Below are 22,713 nucleotides of genomic sequence, written 5' to 3' on the forward strand. Positions count from 1 at the left end.
CAGTCCGTCAATCCCAGTCCGCATAGATAGTTACCCACCGAGTGAGCAATTATCTAAACGCACTGGTATAAAAGACCTGCTTATTTTCTAAAATCGTCATCATCAACCTTATTAATGTACTGACGCTTTTTATCCTCTGGTAAAAAGCTAGCGATAAAGCTATTTTTCGCCAGTGCTTTCACGTGCTCTTCATTAATGCCAAGAGATTCGCTAAGGGCGATAAAATTATCGTTTAAGAACCCGCCAAAATAAGTAGGGTCATCTGAGTTCACAGTTACCAGCAATCCCTCTTCAAGCAGCGTAAGTATATTGTGCTGCTTCATATCATCAATCACGCACAGTTTAAGGTTACTTAAAGGGCAAACAGTAAGCGGTATTTGCTTTTCTTTTAAGTAAGTCATCAACTCTGCGTCTTCTTGACACCTCACGCCGTGATCTATTCTATCCACCTCAAGCAAATTAATGGCTTCCCAGATATAGGAAGCAGGCCCTTCTTCACCCGCATGAGCCACTATTTTAAAGCCATGTTGCTTGGCCTGCTTAAAAACGCGCTCAAACTTTGATGGCGGATGGCCTAATTCGGAACTATCGAGCCCAACGGCGTGAATATCCGAAAAATACGGCTTTGCCTGTTCTAAGGTTGCAAACGCCGAGGACTCAGGCAAATGACGTAAGAAAGACATAATAAGGTAACTAGAGATACCAAATTGTTCCTCAGCATCCTTCATAGCGCGCAGAAAGCCCGCCATGAAAGTTGCGAACTCTATTCCGCGCTCTGTGTGAGTTTGAGGGTCGAACATTATTTCGGTGTGAACGATATTTTCTTCATGGCAGCGAGATAAGTAGGCCCACATCAGCTGATAAAAATCATCTTCATCTATCAATACGCCCGCACCTGCGTAATAGAGGTCTAGGAAACTCTGTAAATCGGAGAAATTGTATGCCGCGGCTATCTCTTCCACGCTATTGTAGGGAAGTGATACACTGTGCTTAGCAGCAAGATCCCACATCAGTTCTGGCGTTAAACTTCCTTCTATATGAAGGTGTAACTCTGCCTTGGGGGTCTTTTTTATAGTATCGATTAACGACATGGCACCTCACTTTACCGCACCAAATAAATGCAAACTAACAATAATGGTGCATTATAGTTTATATCTGATTGTGTCTTTGTAGAAATTTATTAACAAATTCAGGTTTTTGATGAGAAACAGAGCTACATAAATAGAAGCTAGCACGAAACGCACCAACACATTGACTAGTTGGTCAGTTAATTGCTTGTGCATGTGATATCAACAAAGAAAATAATAACAGACACAACACAGAGATTATTAGATGTTCAATCAACTCCTAGAGCGGCTTTTCAAACTTCAGCAGCATGGCACAACTATTAGAACAGAAGTCATTGCTGGCCTCACCACCTTTGCCGCAATGTCTTATATATTAGTGGTTAACCCGGGCATTTTAGGCCTAAGCGGCATGCCTGTAGAAGGGCTTATTACCGTTACGGCAATAGCGGCCTGCCTAGGCACTTTGCTAATGGCGCTAATGACCAATTACCCTATTGCTTTAGCACCAGGGATGGGCTTGAATGCTTTTTTTGCCTTTACTATTTGCCTAGGTAGAGAGGTTCCCTGGGAGGCTGCCCTCGGTATCGTTTTTTACAACGGTATACTGTTTTTAATATTATCGCTAACTGGAGTACGAACAAAAATTGCCGAATCTATCCCGCCAGCACTTAAAATAGGTGTTCAGTGCGGCATTGGGCTTTTCATCGCATTTATCGGTTTGAAAAATGCAGAGCTTATTGTTGATAACCCCGCCACCTTTGTGCAACTCGGCGACTTATCAAACCCCGCTGTATTGTTGGCGTTAATGGGCATTATTTTCACCATTGTGCTAATGATTAAAAAAATCACGGGCGGCATACTTATTTCCATTGTCACATTGACCGTTATTGGTGCGTTTATTCCCACTGAATCTGGCACCCTGACTCAAACACCTTCAGCTATTGTGGGTATGCCCGAATCAATTTCAAACACTTTTTTCGCCATGGATTTCTGGTATCCCATCGACCATTTAGCACAAACATGGGATCTTATTTTTGCACTTATGTTCGTCAACATGTTTGATACCATCGGAACGCTCATTGGCGTGTCGCGCAAAGCTAACCTACTTACCGACGATGGAAGGCTCCCTAAAATAGGACCCGCAATGACAGCGGATGCATCTGCCAGTGTCGTGGGTGCATTAGTAGGCACTTCACCGGTGACAAGCTATGTGGAATCTGCCACCGGTGTTTCTGCTGGCGGTCGTACCGGTTTGACTGCCGTGGTTGTGTCGGCCTGTTTTGTGCTGTCGCTATTTCTTACGCCATTGATGAAAGTTATTCCTCTGATGGCGACTACCCCTGCGCTTCTCATGGTGGGTATTCTTATGATGGAGTCCATTCGACAGCTAGATTTTGACGACCTCGGGGATTTGGCGACAGCGTCGGTAGCACTTATCGCAATGCCTCTTACCTTTAGCATCAGCGAGGGGATAGCACTAGGGTTTATCACCTATGTGGGGATAAAAATAGGCACGGGCAAGTTTAAAGAAGTGACCTGGCTCACCTATTGTCTTGCGGCGGTCTTTGTACTCAGATACGTGTTAGATTTAAAATAGTCCGAGTGTGAGAAACAGCCTGAGCGCAGAAAACAGCCTGAGCGCGGTAAACAGCGGCGAGAAGTACGTGTTACTTCAAGCCGCTATAATTAAATGTCACTGCTTTATCTGCCATAAATACAATCTTTATGTAGCTAGACTCCTCATTTCCCCAAGTACACGCCATAGTACCCATGGTTTTACCGCATTTATCCGCAGAGCCTATGATGCTTTCCACTTCCTTTTGCGTCATACCCATTTCCAAACTGTCGTAGTTCTCTTTCGACAGTTTAGAGCACGCAGTGAGAGCGAGCATACCTACAACCAAAGCTATCGTTTTAAGTTTCATATTGGTGTCCTCTTTTATTAAAGATAGCGTAAAAGCGTTAAACGTAAAGCCTAGTGGCTGCTTTTACGCCCCCGATATACCTAATACCACTTTCTGCCATACGATGTTTTTATCACAGAGTTTCTGTCACGGTAGTTTTTGCCATATCGCTCACTGTCATATGGCGTTTTGTCGAATCTATGAGTTTGCTTACTGAGAAGTGTCTGGATGCTCACTGAGCCAGTGTTTTGCAATATCCTCTCTAGTGGCAATCCATACTTTGTCGTGGGATTTCACGTATTCAATAAACCGTTTCAACGCCGCCAGTCTAGCTGGACGCCCAATAATTCGATTGTGCAAACCAATGGACAGCATTTTGGGGGATTCACTGCCCTCTTCCCACAACACGTCGAACGCATCTTTTAAATAGGTAAAAAACTGCTCACCGCTGTTAAAGCCCTGGGGTGAAGCAAAGCGCATGTCATTGGTATCTAACGTGTATGGCACCATCAGCAAGGGTTTGCTGTAGTGATGGTCGAAATACGGCAAGTCATCGGCGTAAGAATCGGCGCAGTAAAGAATGTCGTCTCGCTCAGCAATAAGCTTTAGCGTATTAGGACTTGTACGACCGGTATACCAACCAACAGGCTTTTTGCCGGTTAATTGCTCGTGCAAAACAATAGCTTCGTCAATTTCCTTGCGCTCTTGCTCTTCACTCATATCCTGATAATGAATCCAGCGCATTCCGTGACTAGCAATTTCCCAGCCAGCGTCTAGCATTGCCTTAACCGCTTCGGGGTGACGCTGCATTGCCATGGTAACGCCAAATACCGTTACAGGTATATCATGCTGAGTAAACAATCGATGCAAACGCCAAAATCCGGCCCTGCTTCCGTATTCGTATAGTGATTCCATACTAAGATGGCGGTCTTGATACGCTTGTGCACCAATTATTTCCGATAGAAACACTTCTGATGATTCGTCCCCATGAAGCACACAGTTTTCACCGCCTTCTTCATAGTTAATGACAAACTGAAGGGCGATTTTGCCATCACCTGGCCAGTTTGCTTTCGGTGTGTGCTGCCCATAACCAATGAGATCTCGAGGGTAAGTAGATGTTGTCATATGCTAGTGTGTAAACTCTTCAGGTACTGACAAACCGCAACCGCCAAGCACGAGGTGCACGACCTCTTTTGTCGCTTGCTCAAAATCGGCTTTATTCATTTTTTTACCTCGCAAGCGAGTAATTTGCGCAGAAAAATCAGCATAGTGCTGAGTACTCGCCCAGATACTGTAGAGTAAATACTCAGGGTTCAACTTTCTAAGCTTTCCAGCATTTATCCATGCGTTAATAAGCTCTACTCGCCCTTCCATCCAACGTGCATGCTCTTCATCAAAGTAACCGCTTAGGTTTTGAGCGCCGTTGATAATTTCCATTGCAAATATCTTTGAAGCCAATGGGTGGAGACGAGAAACTTCCATCTTTTCAGCGATGTATACTGACAATACATCAGCAGGGTCGTCCTCTACTGTCGCCTTATCGAAATGAGAGTTCCACAGCGACAATGTTTCTTCTAATACCGCTACGTAGAGGTCTTGCTTAGTTTTAAAATAGTAGAGAACGTTGGTCTTCGGTAAGCCTGCTTCATCAGCTATTTTCTGTACAGCAGTACCTTTAAAACCAAATTGAGCGAAGCACTTTTCAGCAGCCTGAAGTATTTTTCTTCGATTAGCAGCCCCAACTCCCGCCTCGGAGCTTCTTACCTTTATCATTATTATTAATTTCCTTTGCAAAACATTATGCAAGCGCAATTCGCGTCATCAATGTACACCGCTAGCGTACTTACCGATAACGCGTGTACCCTAACGATATAAATGTTACTGCGAATTTTTGCACTTTAATAGGCTTACGTTAGCATGAATTAACGCTAGTCCTAAGCAAATATCAGCCCAAAAAGCACCTTGTAGATCGATATAAACAAACACAGCCCGCTATAAATATTGATAGCTCGAAACAAAAATAGCCCTATATAACTGCCAGTGTATTAACCCATTTATTGTTTGTAGCCTGTCGCTTTATACCAGTTTGCATAGATAATTACCCGTCTATTGCATGTTCATCATGTTGGAGCACGCACTGTTTCTGGCCATGTCGACTATTCTCTTCAAGCTAGCACTAAACTAGCATGAATCTTGCTGCAATCACCTTGCATTCATAGCTGCCCTTTTATCTAGCAACTGTCGAAAAGCGTTAAGCGCAGATATTACTAACTAAAAACTGCCTCAATCCGAATAATAATAGCCAATGACTAGAACGCCTTAGTCTGGCTTTTTTTATAAGCAAAAAATTGACCACATGGTCTACTTTTTTACTAAAAAGACAGCTATATTAAGGGGAGCTGTATTCAAAGGCAGTTTTGTTGAAAAGCGGGCCTTACTAAAAAGCTTATAAGAAGCCGTGTTTGCGATAAATACAGCTAGTGGGAAAATATTATGAAAACAATAACAAGGTGTACGTATGATTCGCTTCCTCATTAACCAAGAAAGTGTTGAGATAGAGGACGTAAGAGCCGATCTTACGCTGCTTCAATTCATACGTGAATATCGACATAAAACCGGTACAAAAGAAGGCTGTGCCGCAGGTGATTGCGGTGCTTGCACCGTTGTTCTTGCCGAGCCCAACGCCGATTTTTCGGCGCTTCATTACAGAACCGTAAATAGCTGTATAACGCTTATGAGCGCGGTGCATGCTAAACAACTTATTTTTGTTGAACACCTAAGTAATGGCGCTGCTCTGCACCGGGTGCAACAGGCCCTTGTTGATCATCACGGCTCACAATGTGGTTTTTGTACACCCGGCTTTATTATGTCAATGTTCGCGCTCTATCATACAAACAGCTTACCGAATAGAGACGATGTGCTACATGCCCTATCGGGTAATTTGTGTCGCTGCACCGGCTATCGCCCCATTATTGACGCAACACTAGCAGTCTGTGAACAGCAAGCTGATGATGAGTTTACGCGCAATACGTCTTCAACATTAAGCACCTTAAAGGCGATAGTTACTAGAGATAGCGCAGGCGGTGATCATGCAGGCAACGATCACGCAGGTACTAGGAACCTGATCATGCCTCGAAATCGTAAATCTTTAGCAAAGGCGATAAAAGACAATCCAACGGCTATGTTAGTGTCTGGCAGTACAGATTTAAGTTTAACCTTCACCCAGCAGTTAAAAAGTATCGATACGCTAATAAGTTTATCGCACATGGATGAATTAAAAGCTTGCACCACAACGTCGCATTCTCTCATTATTGGTGCAGCCAATCCCATCAAGGACATCACGCCGGCGCTGTTAAAACACTTTCCGCAGCTGGCAGAATTGATCACTCGCTTTGCTTCGCTGCCAATCAGAAATCAGGCAACCTTGGGTGGTAATGTTGCTAACGCATCTCCCATTGGCGATATGCCGCCCGCATTGATTGCGCTTAACGCAGCAATTTTGGTCGATAACGGAATACAAAAACGCACAATCCCTGTAACAGAGTTTTTTGTGGGCTACAGAGAAACCGCTCTAAAAAGTGATGAATGGATTGCTGCCATTGAAATTCCCTTTCTGAACGCAAACCAGCGTCTTGCCGCGTATAAAATATCGAAACGTTTTGAAGATGACATCTCAGCAGTATGCGCCGTTTTTAACATCACTATTAACCACGGCATTATTGAGCAAGTCGATGCGGGGTTTGGCGGCGTAGCTGCAACTCCCGCAGGCTGTAACGCATTGCATGATGCGCTGGTGGGCAAGAACTTCTCAAGTAAAGCATGCGTAGATTTAGGAAAAACAGTGTTGATGAATGCGTTTACGCCTATTGATGATGTTCGCGCTACAGCAGAGTACCGCAAGACTGTGCTGGCAAATTTATGGCATCGGTTTTGGTTAGAAAATCAATCAGACACAACAATAACGACACGGGTGATGAACCATGCGTAAACTCATTGATTCACTTTCTCTTGAACAGTCGTCTCACGCCTTGTCGTCAACGGGCCAGCCATCAGGTCGTGTTCACACGTCTCAAAAACATGAGAGCGCCATTCGCCAAGTGCAAGGCTCTGCAAATTACGTTGATGATATCACTGAACCCCAAGGTACCCTTTACGCCGCGATTGGGCTTAGCCAGTGCGCAAGGGGTAAAATTACAGCAATAGACTTAAGCGCGGTTCGGGCCAGCGAAGGCGTTATAGACGTAGTAACCATAGACGACGTGCCAGGCCATAAAGATATAGGGCCAGTTTTTAAAGGCGACCCGTTACTTGCCAATGGCGAAATAAAATTCTATGGCCAGCCTGTGTTTGCAGTGTTAGCCACCTCAGTATTTGCAGCCCGCCAAGCCGCCTTGAAAGGCCAAGTAACGGTAGACGGCGAAACGGCTATCCTTAGCGCACAAGAGGCTCACCAACACAGTGCATTTGTACGCCCTTCACACCGTTTTGGTCAGGGTAACCCTGACACCATCCTTCAGCATGCTGAAAACACCGTAAGCGGTGCGTTAGATATAGGCGGTCAAGAGCATATGTATCTTGAGGGGCAGGTGAGTCTTGCCGTACCTTGCGAAGAAAACCGCATGAATATTTACACCTCAAGTCAGCACCCTAGTGAAGTGCAAAAGCTTGTTGCTGAAGTGCTTGATGTGCGCCTTCACCATGTCATGGTAGATATGCGCAGAATGGGTGGTGGATTTGGCGGTAAAGAAACACAGGCTGCTCAATGGGCGTGTATTGCCGCGCTATTAGCACACAGAAATCAGCGAGCGGTAAAATTAAGGCTGCCCCGTTTTGTTGATATGCATGTAACCGGTAAGCGCCATCCATTTAGTAACGCCTTTGACGTAGCGTTTGACGACAAAGGTAAAATTATGGCGACACGCATGGAAGTAAACGGTATCTGTGGACATTCGCCGGACCTTTCTGACGCTATTGTTGATAGAGCCATGTTTCATGTCGACAACGGATACTTTTTAGGCGACAGCGATATTGTAGGCCATCGGCTGCAAACCAATATGGTATCACATACCGCTTACCGAGGTTTTGGCGGCCCTCAGGGCATGATCATGGCAGAAGCTATAATGGATAAAATTGCTCGTCATGCCGGCATAGACCCACTGTTAGTGCGAAAAAGAAACCTCTATGGTGCATCAACGGGCACCAAAACACCTTACGGTATGGAAGTAGAACACAACCTGCTTCCTGAAATGATTGACGCCCTTGAGCGCAAAGCAAACTACTGGCAGCGACGAGAAGATACCGCTAAGTTTAATCGCAACAGCCCAATAGTAAAAAAAGGGCTGGCCTTAACACCAGTGAAGTTTGGTATTTCATTTACCGCTAAACACCTTAATCAAGCTGGCGCTCTCGTGCATATTTATACCGATGGCAGCATACAAGTTAACCACGGTGGCACAGAGATGGGCCAAGGCCTGCACACCAAGATAGGTCAAATTGCAGCAAACGAGTTTGGTATCGACTTGTCCATGATTGAGGTGACCTCTACGCGTACTGATAAAGTACCGAACACATCGCCTACCGCGGCATCAAGTGGCACAGACCTTAACGGAAAAGCAGTTCAAAACGCCTGTATTACGCTTAAAAAACGCTTAGCAGCATGTTTTGCGAAAAAACTGGGGCAAGATGAATCTGCAGAGCAAGTGACTTTTGAAAATGGACACGTGGTGTTGGGCGATGAAAAAATAACGTTTCCCGACCTTATTCAAGCCGCTTACTTTGAGCGCGTATCGCTATCGACAAGCGGTTTTTATCAAACTCCAAAACTTGCCTACAACCGAGATACGGGCGAGGGCCGTCCTTTTTTCTATTTTGCCTATGGCGTCTCCATGTCCGAGGTATCCATTGATACCTTAACCGGCGAATACACCGTAGATAGGGTAGATATTATTCACGACGTAGGAAATAGCCTCAATCCGGCTATCGATATTGGACAAATAGAAGGTGCGTTTATTCAGGGAATGGGCTGGCTCACCACCGAAGACTTAAAATGGAACGAGAGCGGAAAGCTCATCAGTGAAAATATGGCGACCTATAAGATACCGGCCATCGGCGATACGCCAGCGGTATTTAACGTTGAGCTATATGGTAAAGAAAACGCCGAGGACAGTATTTATCACTCTAAAGCAGTTGGCGAGCCCCCTTTTATGTTGGCAATTTCAGTATGGTGTGCACTTAAAGACGCCATTGCTAGCTTATCTTATTACGCTATTGACCCACAGCTTGATACTCCAGCCACACCAGAAAGAGTGCTCAATGCAATTAATGAAATGCAAAAGCACGCTGTAACGTCACCCACAGATTTAGTCGCTGAATTAAACAAATCGTCGGAGGCCTAATGCAGAATCTTACTTGGCGCGCAAAAACGTGGCATGAAGGGATAGCCCAATGCCAACAGCACAATGTGTCATACGTATTGGTTACCGTTGTCAGCGTTGCAGGCTCAGCGCCAAGGGAGACTGGCAGCAAAATGGTCGTTACCGCCTCTGAGAGCATCGATACTATTGGCGGTGGAAACTTAGAGCACCATGCCATCGCAACTGCGCGAGAGTTTCTTTTAAGCAACCAGCCTCTCACTGAACTGCGCAGCTACCCCCTAAGCAGTAAATTAGGTCAGTGCTGCGGGGGCGCGGTAAAAGTGCTATTTGATGTGTGTAATAGCTACCAGCAGCACATCGCCGTATTTGGCGCGGGTCACGTTGCAAAAGCACTGGTACCGATACTTTCGCAGCTGCCTGTTAACATTACGTGGATAGACAGCCGTGAATCACTTTTCAGCAACAGTGGAATAAATAACGCTGATACTTCGGCGCTTAATTACAGCGGTTTGCCAGACAATGTGAACATTGTTGTTGAGCAAGAGCCTGAAACTGAGGTTGCCCAATTAGCCCCCGGTTCATGGCTGGTTATCCTTACCCATGACCACCAATTAGATTATCGAATCACGGAGCAAGCCCTTAAATATCCGTCGCTTCCGTTTGTTGGTCTTATTGGGTCACAGACCAAAGCCAAACGATTTATCACTAAGCTGTCCCATCGTGGTTTTGACGATGCAGCTTTGGCGCGGCTTTACACTCCAATTGGCAACCCATCGATTCCGGGAAAACGGCCTATTGAGGTGGCAGTTTCTATAAGCGCCCAATTGATTGCGCTGTTACACTGCCAATCTGACAAAGACAGTACTCAAACAGCTGATAGTGCATCTACGTTCACCACTATCAGGGCAGCGACTAATATAAGAGCCAATACAAGTGCCGATACAAGAGCCACTGCAACAGCCAATGCAGAAAATACAGCCGGCAAAAAAGAGAAAACTAATGACATTTGATGAGCTTAATAGTCTAGAAGATGGAAAAGCAGCTAAGTGGTTTGAACAATGCTGCGCCGCTACTACATGGGTTAATAGCATGGTAAATGCTCGTCCGTATGCAGATATCAATGCTTTAGAGAGTCAAGCCAAAAAAGCCTGGGCTGCCTGTGATAGAGATAATGTATTAGCCGCATTCAAAGCGCATCCCATGATTGGCAATATAGAGTCGCTTCGTAAGAAGTTTGAAAATACAAAAGCCATAGCCGCAGGTGAACAATCTGGTGCACACACAGCCTCTGAAGAAACCCTTCATGAATTAAAAAATGAGAATATTGCGTATCTTAATAAACACGGCTTTATTTTCATCATTTGCGCTACCGGGCTAGCGGCCGAAACTATGTTGAATGCGCTCAAAAAACGACTTCCCAACAGCACAGAAGAAGAGATCAGCATTGCCGCGGACGAGCAATTAAAGATCACCCTTCTTCGACTTTACAAAGCGCTGAGCTAAATAGGATTAATTATGAATACACTATCAAGTCATGTACTCGATACCACATTGGGAAAACCCGCCAAGGGCATACCATTAACCCTTACATACCCAAATGGCGATAAGGCTGAGGGAGTAACTAATGACGATGGCCGCTTTAATGGCTGGGCAGAGAATGGCGCATCAGGTTTTAAGCCTGGGATCTATACGTTGCGTTTTCACTGTCAGCCGTTTCTAAAGGAGAATCACGGCAAAAGTTTTTATCCTCATATCGATATTACCTTTGAGCTAGAGCAACAAGGTGGGCACTACCACGTTCCCCTTCTTATATCACCGTTTGGTTTCAGCAGTTACAGGGGCAGCTAGATTTAATGCCGTTAAATTCTTTAATTTCAGAAGCTGGCTCTTTAAAAAAGTCACCTTTAAAAGCGACAGCGTCAAATACTGCAGTGCCAAAAAGAAAGCAGTTACTTCGCGCAAGTATTGCGCATTACCCGAAGAGTAAGCCTGCCAACAAGAGTGCTGATGAGCGCTCTTGTGAAAGCTTATATCAACGCTTTTATGAACGCTTTTATAAAGAGAACATCGAGATATTCACCGATGGTGCGCTAGTTATAGAAGACGGCATAATTCGAGATATCGGTGACTACGCCACTGTCGTTCAGAAATACCCCGATGCCGCTATCAGTGATTATTCGGGCAAATGGATATTACCCGGGTTGATCGACAGTCACCTGCATTATCCGCAAACACAGAGCATTGCCAACTATGGCGATCAGCTTCTAAGCTGGCTAGAAAACTACACGTTCCCAGCGGAAATGGCCTTTGCCGATGAAGAACACGCCAAAAGTATCGCTAAGGTATTTATCAATCAGCTTCTTAGAAACGGCACAACTACCGGGTTTGTTTTTACCACTGTGCACGCGTCGAGTTGCCAGGCGTTATTTAGCGCAGCCAGCGACATCAACATGGCGATTGTGGCGGGCAAAGTGTGCATGGATCGCAACTGCCCTGCACAGCTGCAAGATACCCCTGAACTCGCACAGCGTGAAAGTGCCGACTTAATTGACCAGTGGCACAATAAGGGACGCAATAAATATGCGCTCACGCCGCGATTTGCACCAACAAGCAGTGATGCTCAGTTAGCGGCGCTTGGCGAATTAGCAACGCAATATAAAGACGTTTTTATACAAACGCATCTTTCAGAAAACCGCGATGAAATTGCATGGGTAAATTCACTTTTTCCACATGCCGATGGCTACCTGGATGTTTACGACAAACACCACCTTGTGAGAGAACGTTCGGTTTTTGGGCACGGTATTCACCTTAAGCAGGACGAATGGGTGAGGTTAGGCGAAGCAAATGCCACCTTGGCGTTTTGCCCTACCTCAAACCTATTTTTAGGCAGTGGCCTTTTTAATATTGAGCAGGCAAATGCGAATAACGTGCACGTTGCCTTAGCCACCGATGTGGGCGCAGGCACCACATTTAATATGTTTAAAACCTATGGTGATGCCTACAAAGTGAGTCAACTTCGCAATGCCCCAATAAGCCCCTTCGAAGGCTTTTACTTAATGACTCAGGGCGCTGCAGCTGCACACCAGTTAGATGACGAGATTGGAAATTTAAACCCCAATACTACGGCAGATTTTATTATTGTTGAACCACGGTATGACGAACTTACCGCATTGCGAATTAGTGAAAACGCCGCTTTTGAAGATGTGTTTTTCGCTCTCAGTATTCTTGGCGATGACCGCATGATTGAGCAAACCTGGATCAGCGGTCAATGTTGTTACAATAAAAAGGAGAATCAACATGCCTTGGCTTGACTGGTTTAGTTTATTTGTTCGATGGTTTCACGTTATTGCTGGCGTAGCGTGGATTGGTGCGTCTTTCTATTTTATCTGGCTGGATAATAACCTTCGCGCACCTGCCCAATGGAAAGTGGATAAAGGGATAAAAGGTGATTTGTGGGCGATACACGGCGGCGGCTTTTACGAAGTGGCTAAGTATGCCTATGGCCCTGAGCAAATGCCTACTACCCTGCATTGGTTTAAGTGGGAAGCCTATACAACCTGGCTTTCTGGCTTTGCCCTATTGATTATAGTGTATTACTTTGGCGCGTCAGCTTATCTTATCGACCCTCGGGTAAATGCCATTTCACCGACTGTCGCCATCGGCCTAGGTTTAGGGCTTATCTTTGGCGGCTTAGCACTATATGAACTTGCCTGTCGTAGCCGACTTGCAAACTACCCCGTAGCCTTTGGCGTTTGTCTTGTTACACTCATTTGTGTTGTTACCTTTTTCGCCACTCAGTGGTTTAGCGGCCGAGGCGCTTATATTCACGTGGGGGCGCTTATTGGCACCATCATGGCTGGTAATGTATTTCTCAACATTATGCCTAATCAGCGCAAAATGGTCGCTGCCGTGGCAGCAAAAAAAGACATCGACCCACAGTGGGGAGCAAGTGCAAAACTACGTTCATTGCACAATAACTACTTTACGCTTCCCTTGCTGTTTATCATGATTTCTAACCACTACCCTATGACCTATCAACATCAGCACAACTACCTAGTGCTTATTGCTATTATGATAGCGGCAGCGTGGATAAGACACTTCTTCAACTTACGTCATAAAGGGCAAACTAAACCAAGCATACTCATTACCGGCACTATCGCTATGCTGGCCATAACCTTGTGGGTCTCATGGCCTCAAGCTGCAGCCGTGAACCCTGCTGCAAGCTCTGGTTCAAGCCCCGCTCTAAGCCATGAAAGCGCTGCTGAATTAAAGCAAACAGCGTCTATGGATACGAATGGGGCTGTTTTAAATCAAGCCGCTTCAAATACAGGCAGTGACTCGTTACCTACAGCGACCGCAGCGATAAGTAACGAGCACATAGAGGGCCTAATTAATAAACACTGCGTTAGCTGTCATTCGCGTAACCCAACCGATGATATTTTTAACGTTACGCCTGTGGGGGTCATACTAGATACATGGCAAGATATAGAGCGCTATGCCCCGCAAATAGTGAGACGAACATCGGTAACAAAAGATATGCCCTTTATGAATAAAACAGGCATGACTGAAAAAGAGCGCCAGGACATTGCGCGCTGGTTTGCACAGCGCTAACAATTTAAGAGCTAAGCACTTCTTCACTACGTCAATAGCTGATAAGAACAGTGTTCACGTAGTGAAGAAATAACGTTGCTCTGGCATATTTAATACCAGTCCGCATAGATAATTGCCCACTCAGAAGGCGCTGGCAAGTTTTCTAGCAAAGCGTGGGAATGCAGGAATGGCTGTTCCCTTTCAAATTCCCAGAATGAAGCTAGGAAACTTGCCAGACCTTCCCGAAGGGCGAGTTTAAAATGTCCGTACTCTTTGTTGTGTCACCTTGATGTAGAACCACTGCACCTGCGGTAACACGCCGCGATTACGAACATTTTAAGTCTCGCTGAGTGGGTAACTATTTATGCGGACGGGTATAAGACTGTTTGTTTATTTGCACGACCTCATTCCCATGGGGCTTTTTCTTTATGGTGTACATAGCGTGGTCTGCAGCATCAAGCCATTCCTGTACCGACGATAACTCGTCGCTCCACTCTTTCCAGCCTACGGTATAACGAATAGGAATAGAGATATTGTCTTGTGCTAATACTACAAACGCGAGTTCATCAATTCGGGCAAAAAAGCGTTCTACTTCCTTCTCTTTAGTGCCGTAAAGAAGCACAACGAACTCATCACCGCCAATACGACCCATTCTGTCGGTGTCTCGTAACAATGCCTGCATTTTTTCAGAAAAAACTTGTAGCGCTTTGTCACCCACTTGGTGGCCGTAGTTATCGTTTATTTGTTTAAACTCGTTTAAATCGATGTACACCAATGTGGAAACGTGGCGGTCTCTTTTCATCCGCTCAATTTCTTTAGAAAGTTGCTCAAATATTTCTCGGCGATTTATAAGGCCGGTTAACGGGTCGGTCTGAGACAGAAAAGCGAGTTCATTGACCGCTTGCTCTAGTGCCTGCTGCTGCTCTTTCTCTTTGGTGATATCGTCGGCCGCCCCCAAAATGAGGGTTTGTTGTTCTTTCGAATCATAAATGAGGCTGCCTCTATCATGTAGATAACGAATTTGGCCGCTTACATCATAAATACGATATTGAAGCTCCCAACTTTTTAGAGGGCGCTGGTTAAATACCTCGATAACTTTGGCTTTATCATCTTCATGCACGTGGTCGATGAATGCTAACGGCTTGGCGTACAGCTCATATTCACTGCGCCCGAAAATGCTCTGATAACCATCGTTGAGATAATGCATTTTTTTAAAATCTGGGCTAGCAACCCAAATAAACGTGCGGGAAGAAAATTCATTAACAATTTTACTGAATAGCGCTTCAACCTGAAATAACTCACCCTCTATTCGCTTTTTATCATCGATGTCTTCAACAACTGAGATAAAAAAATCGGGATTATCGTTAGCATCTCTCACTAAGGAGACCGTTAACTTTCCCCATACCGCCACCCCGTCTTTTCGAAGGTATTGCTTCTCCATAGCATAACTATCGATTTTTCCAGCAAGCAGTTGCTCTAGGTTGGAAAGATCAGTGTTAAGATACTCGGCAACCGTTATTTCCTGAAACGTCATGTTTTTGAGTATATGTCGCTCGTAACCTAAAAAATCACAAAGCTTCTGGTTTACTTTGATAAAGGTTCCATGCGGACTCACATGAGCCAACCCCACAGCACAAAATTCAAAGGTTTTATCGATCATGAGATTCCCTCACTATAAAAAAATGCATTCCTTGCCCTCTAGTGTTAGCTTTTTTTAATTGGCTTTATTGAAATTGACTACTCATAAATTAGCTATGTACAGATAGCTTTGTAAAAATATCGCTATGAAAATAGCCCATTATGAATATATTAAGGTAAACTTTTGCCCTTGTTAAACTTTAGTCTAAATTAGCAATTTTGTGGGCAGTATAGAAAATATATTAATTGGCTTGCTTTAGTAACCTGCTTGATGAGTCCGCTCAAGTTGCCGGTTTACGTGGCCGACTTTTTTGGAGCACAGGAATGAGTAAATGAAAAATGATAGTTATCCAACATCAGCCTTAGCGAATTACACTAAACGTATTCTTGTGCTGTTTGCTCATCCTGTACCCCAGCAATCTGAAGTCAACATTTTCTTATTTGAAGACGCGCAGCAGTTACCAAACGTAACGGCCGTTGATGTTTATGCCGAATATCCCGACTTTAATATCAACGTGATTAAAGAGCAGGAGCGTCTGGTAAATCATGATGTCATTATTTTTCAGTACCCACTGTACTGGTATTCCACACCATCTATATTAAAGGAGTATCAAGACTTGGTGCTTGAATACGGTTTTGCTTATGGTAAGGGTGGTACTGCATTAAAAGATAAACTCTTTTTTTGTGCCATCAGCGCCGGAGGAAAAGAAGAAGCCTATCAAACCGATGGATTCAATCATTTTACTATACGTCAGCTGCTGCAACCTCTCGAACAAATGGCGAGTATTACCAATATGACTTATCTAGCGCCCTTTGCGCTTTTTGGCTCTCGGTCCGCATCTCGAGAGGACAGAATATCGACGCACAGGGAAAAGTGGACAACACTGTTAAATGCCCTTGCTACAGAACACATTAATTTGGACCGAGCAAAAAATATAGAAAATCTCGCTAATCTAACCATAAGTGGGGCTAATGAATAAATGACCGCCTACTTTCTTTATATTTTCATTTATTTGGCTGCCGCCGTTATCGCTGTCCCTATAGCAAAGCGTCTGGGGTTAGGCAGTGTATTAGGTTATTTAATAGCCGGGCTCATTATCGGACCCACACTAGGGTTGGTAGGCGATGAAACCACTACCATTCAGCATTTTGCCGAATTCGGTGTCGTTATGATGCTATTTCTTGTCGGGTTAGAGCTTGAGCCTAAATCGCTGTGGGCAATGAAGTCTCGGCTTATCGGACTTGGCGGCCTTCAGTTAGGTATCACTACGGCGCTTATTACCATTATTGCCATGCTGTTTGAACAACCCTTTAGTATTTCCCTTACCATAGGTCTCATTTTTGCCCTGTCATCCACCGCTATTGTCTTACAGACGTTTCAAGAAAAGGGATTGCAAAAAACCGAAGGTGGGAAAGGCGCCTTTTCCGTTTTGCTATTTCAAGATATTGCTGTAATTCCCATGCTGGCGCTTATTCCTTTACTAGCGCTGCCGGAATTAGTTGCCAGTGCGGCAGATGCTTCCGGTGATGCCACGCACTCAGACAGCTTTAATCTTGTGAGTGAATTAGCACCTTGGGCATATGGCTTAGTTATTATTGGCTCGGTGGCTTTTGTGACCGTAGGGGGCCATTACCTTAGCCGTCCGTTATTTAAGTTCGTTTCCTCATCGGGTTTGCGGGAGATATTTACTGCAACAGCGTTAATGCTTGTTATCGGTATTGCAGCGTTGATGGGCTTGGTGGGGTTATCGCCAGCCTTAGGAGCCTTTTTGGCCGGTGTAGTACTGGCTAATAGCGAGTTTCGCCACGAGTTAGAGGCCAATATCGAGCCTTTCAAAGGGCTGCTTCTTGGTTTGTTTTTTATTACCGTAGGCGCTGGCATTAATTTTTCGGTGTTAGCATCAAATACCCTGTTAATTATTGCACTAACCTTATCGGTGATTGTTTTAAAAGCAGCAGTACTGTTTGCCATCTCGCTTATATTTACTTTTAAAGGCAGCAGCAAATGGCTGCTAACACTTAGCCTAGCTCAAGCCGGTGAGTTTGGCTTTGTACTCCTTAGTTTTGCATCTCAAAACTACGTGTTACCACAAGATATTATTGCTATTTTATCTCTAGTGGTGGCCCTTTCCATGTTCTTAACGCCGGGGTTATTTATCTTCTTTGACAAAGTCATTCTCCCTCGTTATCAACGTCGGGGGACGCAAAATAAAGAAGACACCATAGATGATAAAGGCACCGTGATCATTGCAGGCATTGGTCGCTTCGGGCAAATCATCAATCGACTGCTCGTGGCAAATGATGTTCACACCGTGGTATTAGATATACGTGCCGAGCAGGTAGAACTTATTCGTAAGATAGGTACAAAAGCGTATTTCGGGGATGCCTCGAAACCGGATATCTTACACACTGCGGGGGCAGAAGACGCCTCGCTGCTCATTGTTGCTATTGATAATAGAGAAACCGCAGCAGAGATGGTGAAATATGCAAAGCACGCTTACCCCAATATGCAAATTTTAGCTCGGGCTTTTGACCGTGGTCACGGCTACCGATTACGTCAGTTAGGTGCACACTACGTGGTATCTGAAACTTACCACTCAGCGCTTGAAATGGGGGCCCATGCACTTCGCTCTCTTCACTCTCACCCGTTTCAGGTTGAGCGACAAAAAATGGCCTATAAAGATATTGAAGATCAGCAAAATGACGTGCTTTACAATGCATGGCTTGATGATGCCAGCGGCGAACGTATTGACAATAATTACCTTAAGCTTTTTGTTGAGCTAGAATCTTTGATAGGTGAAGCCCTAAATACTGGCCTTCACGATACGCATTCAAAAATGAAAGGGTGGACACCACCGCCCAAAGATCATGCCGATTCATTCTCTAGTGCAGAAGCAGCCTCAGATGTGGATAAGAAGCTAGCTGGGGGTATTGATAGAAAGCTCAGAGAAAGCGATGCAGAGAAGCACCCCGAGGTAAAAGGTGACTGATTTAATAGGTTCGCACGCTCCCCGGAAACAACAGGTGACAGTAAACAACAGATGACAGTCACTCTTTTGCGTTTAACTGCTGAACAATAAATACACTACCTGATGGGGCTTCTTACTGATATCATGCTAATATAATCAAAGAGATATGCGGTCTTTTTAATACAAGGCTACAGTTAATAGCTGGTAGTCCGCGGTTAACAATCCTGATGGTAGTGAACGATTCGAGCCATGGAGCGTCGAGCACCGAATAAGCTTCTATCCAAATATGCGGTGGGGCTGATAAGCAATAGGGAGTGCACAAAATAAAATGAAATTATCTACTCAAATTAATTTGGGCCTTTTCTTTATTATACTGTTGGCCGGGGTTGGCGCAGGATCAATTGAGGTATATCAAACCAAAACTCATGTTGAGCGCTCTGCAAATGCCTTAGCAGAAAAAACAGTATCACAAATTGCTGGCCAGCTGTCCGCGTTACTTTCACGACAGAGTCCTCAGCAGCGCTCTGAGATAGATGAAAATCAACTTTCTGAAGACAGTTTAGTATCATCTATTTTAACTACTGCATTAACCAACGATAAACTCTCCACTATTAGCATAGAGAACACTGACGGTATTGAGCTGGTTAAAAAAGAAAGCGCAAGTGAGTCATCTTCAAAAAGCATATTATCCAATGTTATCGAACTCTCTGTGGCACAGACACAAGCAGTTATTGGCTCAACGTCAACGGTTATTAAAGTAACGAGCAGCCCTAAAACGCACTACCATTTTCTGTGGCAACAGCTACTTAAAATTGCGGTTTTTTGCGTAGCGGTTTATCTGCTCTCGGTAATCGCTGTTATGGTTATAGCAAACTTTGCCACTCGCCCTTTGAGTAAAGTTGCTAAGAAGCTAAATGAAATACAGAACAACGATTTCACGCCATCTTCAATAAAATCTGCCACCGCTGACTTTCGCTATCTTGTCAGTGCGGCCAACAATCTGTCCCTAGCATTAGAAAGTAAGTTTCAAGAATTGACCCGCCAAGCAGAGCAGTTCAAATCTGTGGCCAGTAGGGACACGCTGACTAAAATCGCTAATAGAAATGCTTTCGACAGGCATATGAAGGCCCTAATTGGTGGTATTTCTGGCCCGAAAGAGCATTCACTGACACTTGTAAGGCTAGCTCAGCTTACCACTATTAATCATAAGCTTGGCATGTTGGCGGGCGACAATTATGTGTGTGGTGTTGCAGATGTTTTAAAGAAAGCCGGTCAAGATAATTTTAACGGAGCTTTTGTTTTTAGAATTTCGGGCGGCGACTTTGCCATTATTAGTGAGGTGCAACCCAACGACGTGCACGAAGAGAACTTGGCATTGATAAGTAAAAGCTTTACTACCATCAACCCGCTTCGCGACGGCAACAAAGCCGCATGGATTGGTGTAGCACGATTTACTAATAGTATGTCGATGAAAGAAATTATGGAAAGTGCAGACAGCGCTCTCATGGCCGCAACAAAAAGGCCTCAGGGATGGCAATTTGCGTCAGATATCGCGCAAGTTCACAGCAATTCGCAATGGCGTCAACGCCTTGAATATGTAGTTTCACAGCAGTACGCCGACATATTGATTCAGCCGGTTATGAACTTAGAACGCAATACCCCTTCGTACTACGAAACATTTGCTCGCTTCAAAGACAAGCAGACTAACGACGTTATTCCAATGTCACAGCTTATTCCAGCCTCTGAACGCCTCGACCTTATCCCTCAGGTAGATAAACTGGTAACCAGTATTGTATTTAAAAAGCTAAAAGTAACGTCACACCAAGTTGCTATTAATATTTCAAATGCCTCCATAGCAAATACAGAATTTCGAGAATGGCTAATACAGCAGCTATCTGAACATGAAGCCCTGTGCCACCGAATTATTTTCGAAATTCAAGATGCGGCCCTTATTCATTATAACGAAGAAGCCATTTCATTTTGTAAGCGGGTAACGCAGTTGGGCTGTCGCATCACCGTTGAGCATTTTGGTGACAACTTTGCTTCGTTATCTGGGTTACGAGCAATTCAGCCTGCATATGTAAAATTATCAGGTCGTCTTACCGAAAGTATTCACACCAACAAAGACAACCAGCTTTTCGTGAGCAGCCTCTTAAATATTGCTCGTAGCTTGAACATAAAAGTTATTGCAGAGAAAGTTGAAAATGAGGCCGAATCGGTGGCATTGAATAACTTAGATATTATTCATCAGCAGGGCTATTACTTTTCTAAACCCGCCCTTTGGACTGTCTACTAGCGCTTGTAGACCTATTGTTGGCACTCTAGCCGCTTTTGGATAACAGAAGCGGCAAGTGGTTTGGCAAATAGGTAGCCTTGGGCGCATTCCGCCCCAAGGCGCTGACAGTAGGTAAGTTGAGTTTGTGTTTCTATGCCCTCGACAACAATTTTAAGATTGAGCTTGTGTCCCAAATGTACGATAGCCTCCATCAATGCACCGTCGTAATCACTCTCAGGCGCATTTTCGAGAAAACTGCGATCAATTTTTAAGTGGCTCACAGGAAAACGCTTTAGGTAGCTCAACGAAGAATAACCCGTTCCAAAATCGTCGATAGACACCTCTACACCCATTGCACGCTGCTTTTGCAAGCCTAACAATACTTGTTCATCTGATTTTATTAGCATATTTTCAGTAAGTTCAAGTCCAATGGCTTCAGGGGGTAAAGCATACTTTTCACGGCATCGGGCTAGACGCTCAAAAAAACCATCTTGCTCTAACTCTCTGCCCGACACATTAATGTGAATACAAATCTCAATACCTATATTGCGCCACGCTCGTGCTTGTTCACAGGCTTTCTCCATTACCCAAGAGCCAATAGAGATAATTAAATCTGTACGCTCGGCAATAGGGATGAATATATCTGGTGGCACGCTGTGTTCAGTAATCTCAGGAGTCCAGCGAAGCAGCGCTTCACAGGAAATGATATTGCCACTTCTCAAGTCTACCTGTGGCTGGTAGAGCAACGTAAACTCATTGTTTTCCAGAGATACTCTCAATCGAGATGCGATGTTTCTTTGTTGATGCAGCAGCACACTTAAGTCGTTACTGAAGATGCTGTAGCGGTTTCTCCCCTGCTCTTTTGCTTCGTACATAGCCGCATCGGCATTTTTAAGTAATGTATCAACCTCTGTACCGTCATTAGGAAAAAGGCACACACCGACGCTGGACGTAACAAACACGTTTTCTGTCCCCAAAGAAAAGCTTTCTTTGCAGCAATCAACTATTTCTTCAGCCAAATCCTCTAACGATTTATTATCGTCAATATCGTCGATAAGCACGACAAATTCATCACCACCAAAACGGGCCAAGAAAGACGTTTCACCCACACATTTTATGAGTCTATCGGCAAAGGATCGCAGCAGCTTGTCGCCCCACGTATGGCCTAAGGTATCGTTGATATCTTTAAACATATCGAGGTCGATAAAAAAGACTGCCAATGATGTTGAATCACGCTCGGCTTTTTCGACTCGTTCTTTTAATGCCATCTCAAGACAGCGTCTATTAGGAAGACCTGTGAGTAAGTCAGTTGTGGCAAGTTTTTCTAGCTCGCAGCGTATGGCGTGCTGTTCGCTTAAATCAATATCAACGCAATACATCTCGGGTGAATCGGTGTGTTCACTGAGCATAACGTGGGATGAGAAAACATAAACGGTGTCGCCGCTTTTGCGTTGAAGTGCAAGTTCACCGCTTGGAATAGAAACGCCTTCTGACAGCCATTTCTCATGAGCGGATACCACTTCGTCTCGCATCAATGCGGGGATAATAAGATCTTCAAGACACTTTCCAAGCGCCTCTTCTTGAGTGTAACCATAAATATCTTCGCTAGACGCATTCCAATAAATAACACGCCGCTCTTTGTCGTAGCCTTGAACCGATACTTTAGGTAACGCACTAATGAGCTTAAGGAAACGAGCCTCAGCAGATGCGCAGTCTGTGCCTAATGTATTTACGTGGTTTTTATTCAAAGCCATTCTACTTCCTCATGATTAGCCAAACCTTGTCGATAAGCAGTTTACCTTGTCGAGGGCGTATTAATCGAAAATCAGCTCTAATTTAAGTGTAGTTGAAAAAATATAATTGTCTTAGTAGTGCAACATTAACGCGGGCTACACC

At 44.5% G+C, this 22,713-nt stretch carries 17 protein-coding genes; 11 read left to right on the top strand and 6 right to left on the bottom strand.

All coding sequences use genetic code 11. The annotated features are described in order from the left end of the window. Window positions 1-80: 80 nt before the first annotated feature. Complete coding sequence (locus GTQ48_RS05285) at window positions 81-1,091, bottom strand: adenosine deaminase (protein ID WP_163105503.1); 1,011 nt, start codon at window positions 1,089-1,091, stop codon at window positions 81-83. Between the two features lie 241 nt (window positions 1,092-1,332). Between GTQ48_RS05285 and GTQ48_RS05290 the strand changes: the two genes are divergently transcribed. Then, the gene (locus tag GTQ48_RS05290) at window positions 1,333-2,664 is read left to right on the top strand and encodes an NCS2 family permease (protein ID WP_163105504.1); all 1,332 of its coding nucleotides are present in this window, start codon (window positions 1,333-1,335) and stop codon (window positions 2,662-2,664) included. A 70-nt stretch (window positions 2,665-2,734) separates the two neighbouring features. On the opposite strand, the gene GTQ48_RS05295 is transcribed toward GTQ48_RS05290, so the two are convergent. From GTQ48_RS05295 to GTQ48_RS05305, 3 genes are all read right to left on the bottom strand, one after another. After that, on the bottom strand, window positions 2,735-2,992 hold the full coding sequence (locus GTQ48_RS05295; protein WP_163105505.1) for a DUF3862 domain-containing protein: 258 nt from the start codon (window positions 2,990-2,992) through the stop codon (window positions 2,735-2,737). A 189-nt stretch (window positions 2,993-3,181) separates the two neighbouring features. Next, a complete protein-coding gene (gene puuE / locus GTQ48_RS05300) occupies window positions 3,182-4,096 on the bottom strand; it encodes an allantoinase PuuE (protein WP_163105506.1) in 915 nt (304 codons plus the stop codon). 3 nt (window positions 4,097-4,099) lie between these two features. Further along, complete coding sequence (locus GTQ48_RS05305; RefSeq protein WP_163105507.1) at window positions 4,100-4,744, bottom strand: TetR/AcrR family transcriptional regulator; 645 nt, start codon at window positions 4,742-4,744, stop codon at window positions 4,100-4,102. Between the two features lie 745 nt (window positions 4,745-5,489). Between GTQ48_RS05305 and xdhA the strand changes: the two genes are divergently transcribed. Genes xdhA through GTQ48_RS05340 form a run of 7 tightly spaced genes read left to right on the top strand, consistent with a single transcriptional unit; the run spans window position 5,490 to window position 13,956 of the window. Further along, entirely contained in the window at window positions 5,490-6,959 is a 1,470-nt protein-coding gene (gene xdhA / locus GTQ48_RS05310; RefSeq protein WP_163105508.1) for a xanthine dehydrogenase small subunit, read from the top strand. Then, on the top strand, window positions 6,952-9,366 hold the full coding sequence (gene xdhB, locus GTQ48_RS05315) for a xanthine dehydrogenase molybdopterin binding subunit (protein ID WP_163105509.1): 2,415 nt from the start codon (window positions 6,952-6,954) through the stop codon (window positions 9,364-9,366). The genes xdhA and xdhB overlap by 8 nt, the downstream gene beginning before the upstream one ends. Next, on the top strand, window positions 9,366-10,355 hold the full coding sequence (gene xdhC / locus GTQ48_RS05320) for a xanthine dehydrogenase accessory protein XdhC (RefSeq protein ID WP_163105510.1): 990 nt from the start codon (window positions 9,366-9,368) through the stop codon (window positions 10,353-10,355). Before xdhB ends, xdhC begins: the two co-directional genes overlap by 1 nt. Further along, window positions 10,345-10,848 carry a 2-oxo-4-hydroxy-4-carboxy-5-ureidoimidazoline decarboxylase gene (uraD, locus tag GTQ48_RS05325; RefSeq protein ID WP_163105511.1) on the top strand — a complete coding sequence of 168 codons (504 nt, stop codon included), beginning with the start codon at window positions 10,345-10,347 and terminating at the stop codon, window positions 10,846-10,848. The genes xdhC and uraD overlap by 11 nt, the downstream gene beginning before the upstream one ends. Before the next feature lie 12 nt (window positions 10,849-10,860). Next, the gene (gene uraH / locus GTQ48_RS05330) at window positions 10,861-11,193 is read left to right on the top strand and encodes a hydroxyisourate hydrolase (RefSeq protein ID WP_163105512.1); all 333 of its coding nucleotides are present in this window, start codon (window positions 10,861-10,863) and stop codon (window positions 11,191-11,193) included. Window positions 11,194-11,198: 5 nt separating this feature from the next. Then, window positions 11,199-12,656: a guanine deaminase gene (gene guaD / locus GTQ48_RS05335; RefSeq protein ID WP_163105513.1), complete on the top strand. Its 1,458-nt coding sequence runs from the start codon at window positions 11,199-11,201 to the stop codon at window positions 12,654-12,656. Further along, window positions 12,643-13,956: a urate hydroxylase PuuD gene (locus GTQ48_RS05340; protein ID WP_163105514.1), complete on the top strand. Its 1,314-nt coding sequence runs from the start codon at window positions 12,643-12,645 to the stop codon at window positions 13,954-13,956. The genes guaD and GTQ48_RS05340 overlap by 14 nt, the downstream gene beginning before the upstream one ends. Before the next feature lie 337 nt (window positions 13,957-14,293). Here GTQ48_RS05340 and GTQ48_RS05345 read toward each other — a convergent pair whose 3' ends face one another. Beyond that, window positions 14,294-15,595, bottom strand: a complete 1,302-nt coding sequence (locus GTQ48_RS05345) for a diguanylate cyclase (RefSeq protein ID WP_163105515.1) — start codon at window positions 15,593-15,595, stop codon at window positions 14,294-14,296. Window positions 15,596-15,905: 310 nt separating this feature from the next. Here GTQ48_RS05345 and GTQ48_RS05350 point away from each other — a divergent pair, with 310 nt between their 5' ends. The 3 genes from GTQ48_RS05350 to GTQ48_RS05360 all read left to right on the top strand — a co-directional run bounded on the left by GTQ48_RS05350 (window position 15,906) and on the right by GTQ48_RS05360 (window position 20,838). Next, on the top strand, window positions 15,906-16,553 hold the full coding sequence (locus tag GTQ48_RS05350; protein ID WP_163105516.1) for an NAD(P)H-dependent oxidoreductase: 648 nt from the start codon (window positions 15,906-15,908) through the stop codon (window positions 16,551-16,553). Then, the gene (locus tag GTQ48_RS05355) at window positions 16,554-18,563 is read left to right on the top strand and encodes a monovalent cation:proton antiporter-2 (CPA2) family protein (protein ID WP_163105517.1); all 2,010 of its coding nucleotides are present in this window, start codon (window positions 16,554-16,556) and stop codon (window positions 18,561-18,563) included. Between the two features lie 307 nt (window positions 18,564-18,870). Further along, window positions 18,871-20,838 (top strand): EAL domain-containing protein, encoded by a 1,968-nt coding sequence (locus GTQ48_RS05360; RefSeq protein WP_163105518.1) that lies wholly within the window; start codon window positions 18,871-18,873, stop codon window positions 20,836-20,838. An 11-nt stretch (window positions 20,839-20,849) separates the two neighbouring features. Here GTQ48_RS05360 and GTQ48_RS05365 read toward each other — a convergent pair whose 3' ends face one another. Next, window positions 20,850-22,571, bottom strand: coding sequence for a sensor domain-containing protein (locus GTQ48_RS05365; protein WP_163105519.1), 1,722 nt, complete (start codon window positions 22,569-22,571; stop codon window positions 20,850-20,852). Window positions 22,572-22,713: the final 142 nt, after the last annotated feature.

This window comes from Alteromonas genovensis (assembly GCF_010500895.1).
GTDB classification, from domain to species: Bacteria; Pseudomonadota; Gammaproteobacteria; order Enterobacterales; family Alteromonadaceae; genus Alteromonas; species Alteromonas genovensis.

Coding starts and splice junctions, on each gene's coding strand:
- xdhA (WP_163105508.1), top strand. CDS start 5,490: ATGATTCGCTTCCTCATTAACCAAGAAAGTGTTGAGATAGAGGACGTA.
- GTQ48_RS05360 (WP_163105518.1), top strand. CDS start 18,871: ATGAAATTATCTACTCAAATTAATTTGGGCCTTTTCTTTATTATACTG.
- GTQ48_RS05295 (WP_163105505.1), bottom strand. CDS start 2,992: ATGAAACTTAAAACGATAGCTTTGGTTGTAGGTATGCTCGCTCTCACT.
- guaD (WP_163105513.1), top strand. CDS start 11,199: ATGCCGTTAAATTCTTTAATTTCAGAAGCTGGCTCTTTAAAAAAGTCA.
- GTQ48_RS05365 (WP_163105519.1), bottom strand. CDS start 22,571: ATGGCTTTGAATAAAAACCACGTAAATACATTAGGCACAGACTGCGCA.
- GTQ48_RS05285 (WP_163105503.1), bottom strand. CDS start 1,091: ATGTCGTTAATCGATACTATAAAAAAGACCCCCAAGGCAGAGTTACAC.
- GTQ48_RS05355 (WP_163105517.1), top strand. CDS start 16,554: ATGACCGCCTACTTTCTTTATATTTTCATTTATTTGGCTGCCGCCGTT.
- uraD (WP_163105511.1), top strand. CDS start 10,345: ATGACATTTGATGAGCTTAATAGTCTAGAAGATGGAAAAGCAGCTAAG.
- puuE (WP_163105506.1), bottom strand. CDS start 4,096: ATGACAACATCTACTTACCCTCGAGATCTCATTGGTTATGGGCAGCAC.
- xdhB (WP_163105509.1), top strand. CDS start 6,952: ATGCGTAAACTCATTGATTCACTTTCTCTTGAACAGTCGTCTCACGCC.
- GTQ48_RS05305 (WP_163105507.1), bottom strand. CDS start 4,744: ATGATAAAGGTAAGAAGCTCCGAGGCGGGAGTTGGGGCTGCTAATCGA.
- GTQ48_RS05345 (WP_163105515.1), bottom strand. CDS start 15,595: ATGATCGATAAAACCTTTGAATTTTGTGCTGTGGGGTTGGCTCATGTG.
- GTQ48_RS05290 (WP_163105504.1), top strand. CDS start 1,333: ATGTTCAATCAACTCCTAGAGCGGCTTTTCAAACTTCAGCAGCATGGC.
- GTQ48_RS05350 (WP_163105516.1), top strand. CDS start 15,906: ATGAAAAATGATAGTTATCCAACATCAGCCTTAGCGAATTACACTAAA.
- xdhC (WP_163105510.1), top strand. CDS start 9,366: ATGCAGAATCTTACTTGGCGCGCAAAAACGTGGCATGAAGGGATAGCC.
- uraH (WP_163105512.1), top strand. CDS start 10,861: ATGAATACACTATCAAGTCATGTACTCGATACCACATTGGGAAAACCC.
- GTQ48_RS05340 (WP_163105514.1), top strand. CDS start 12,643: ATGCCTTGGCTTGACTGGTTTAGTTTATTTGTTCGATGGTTTCACGTT.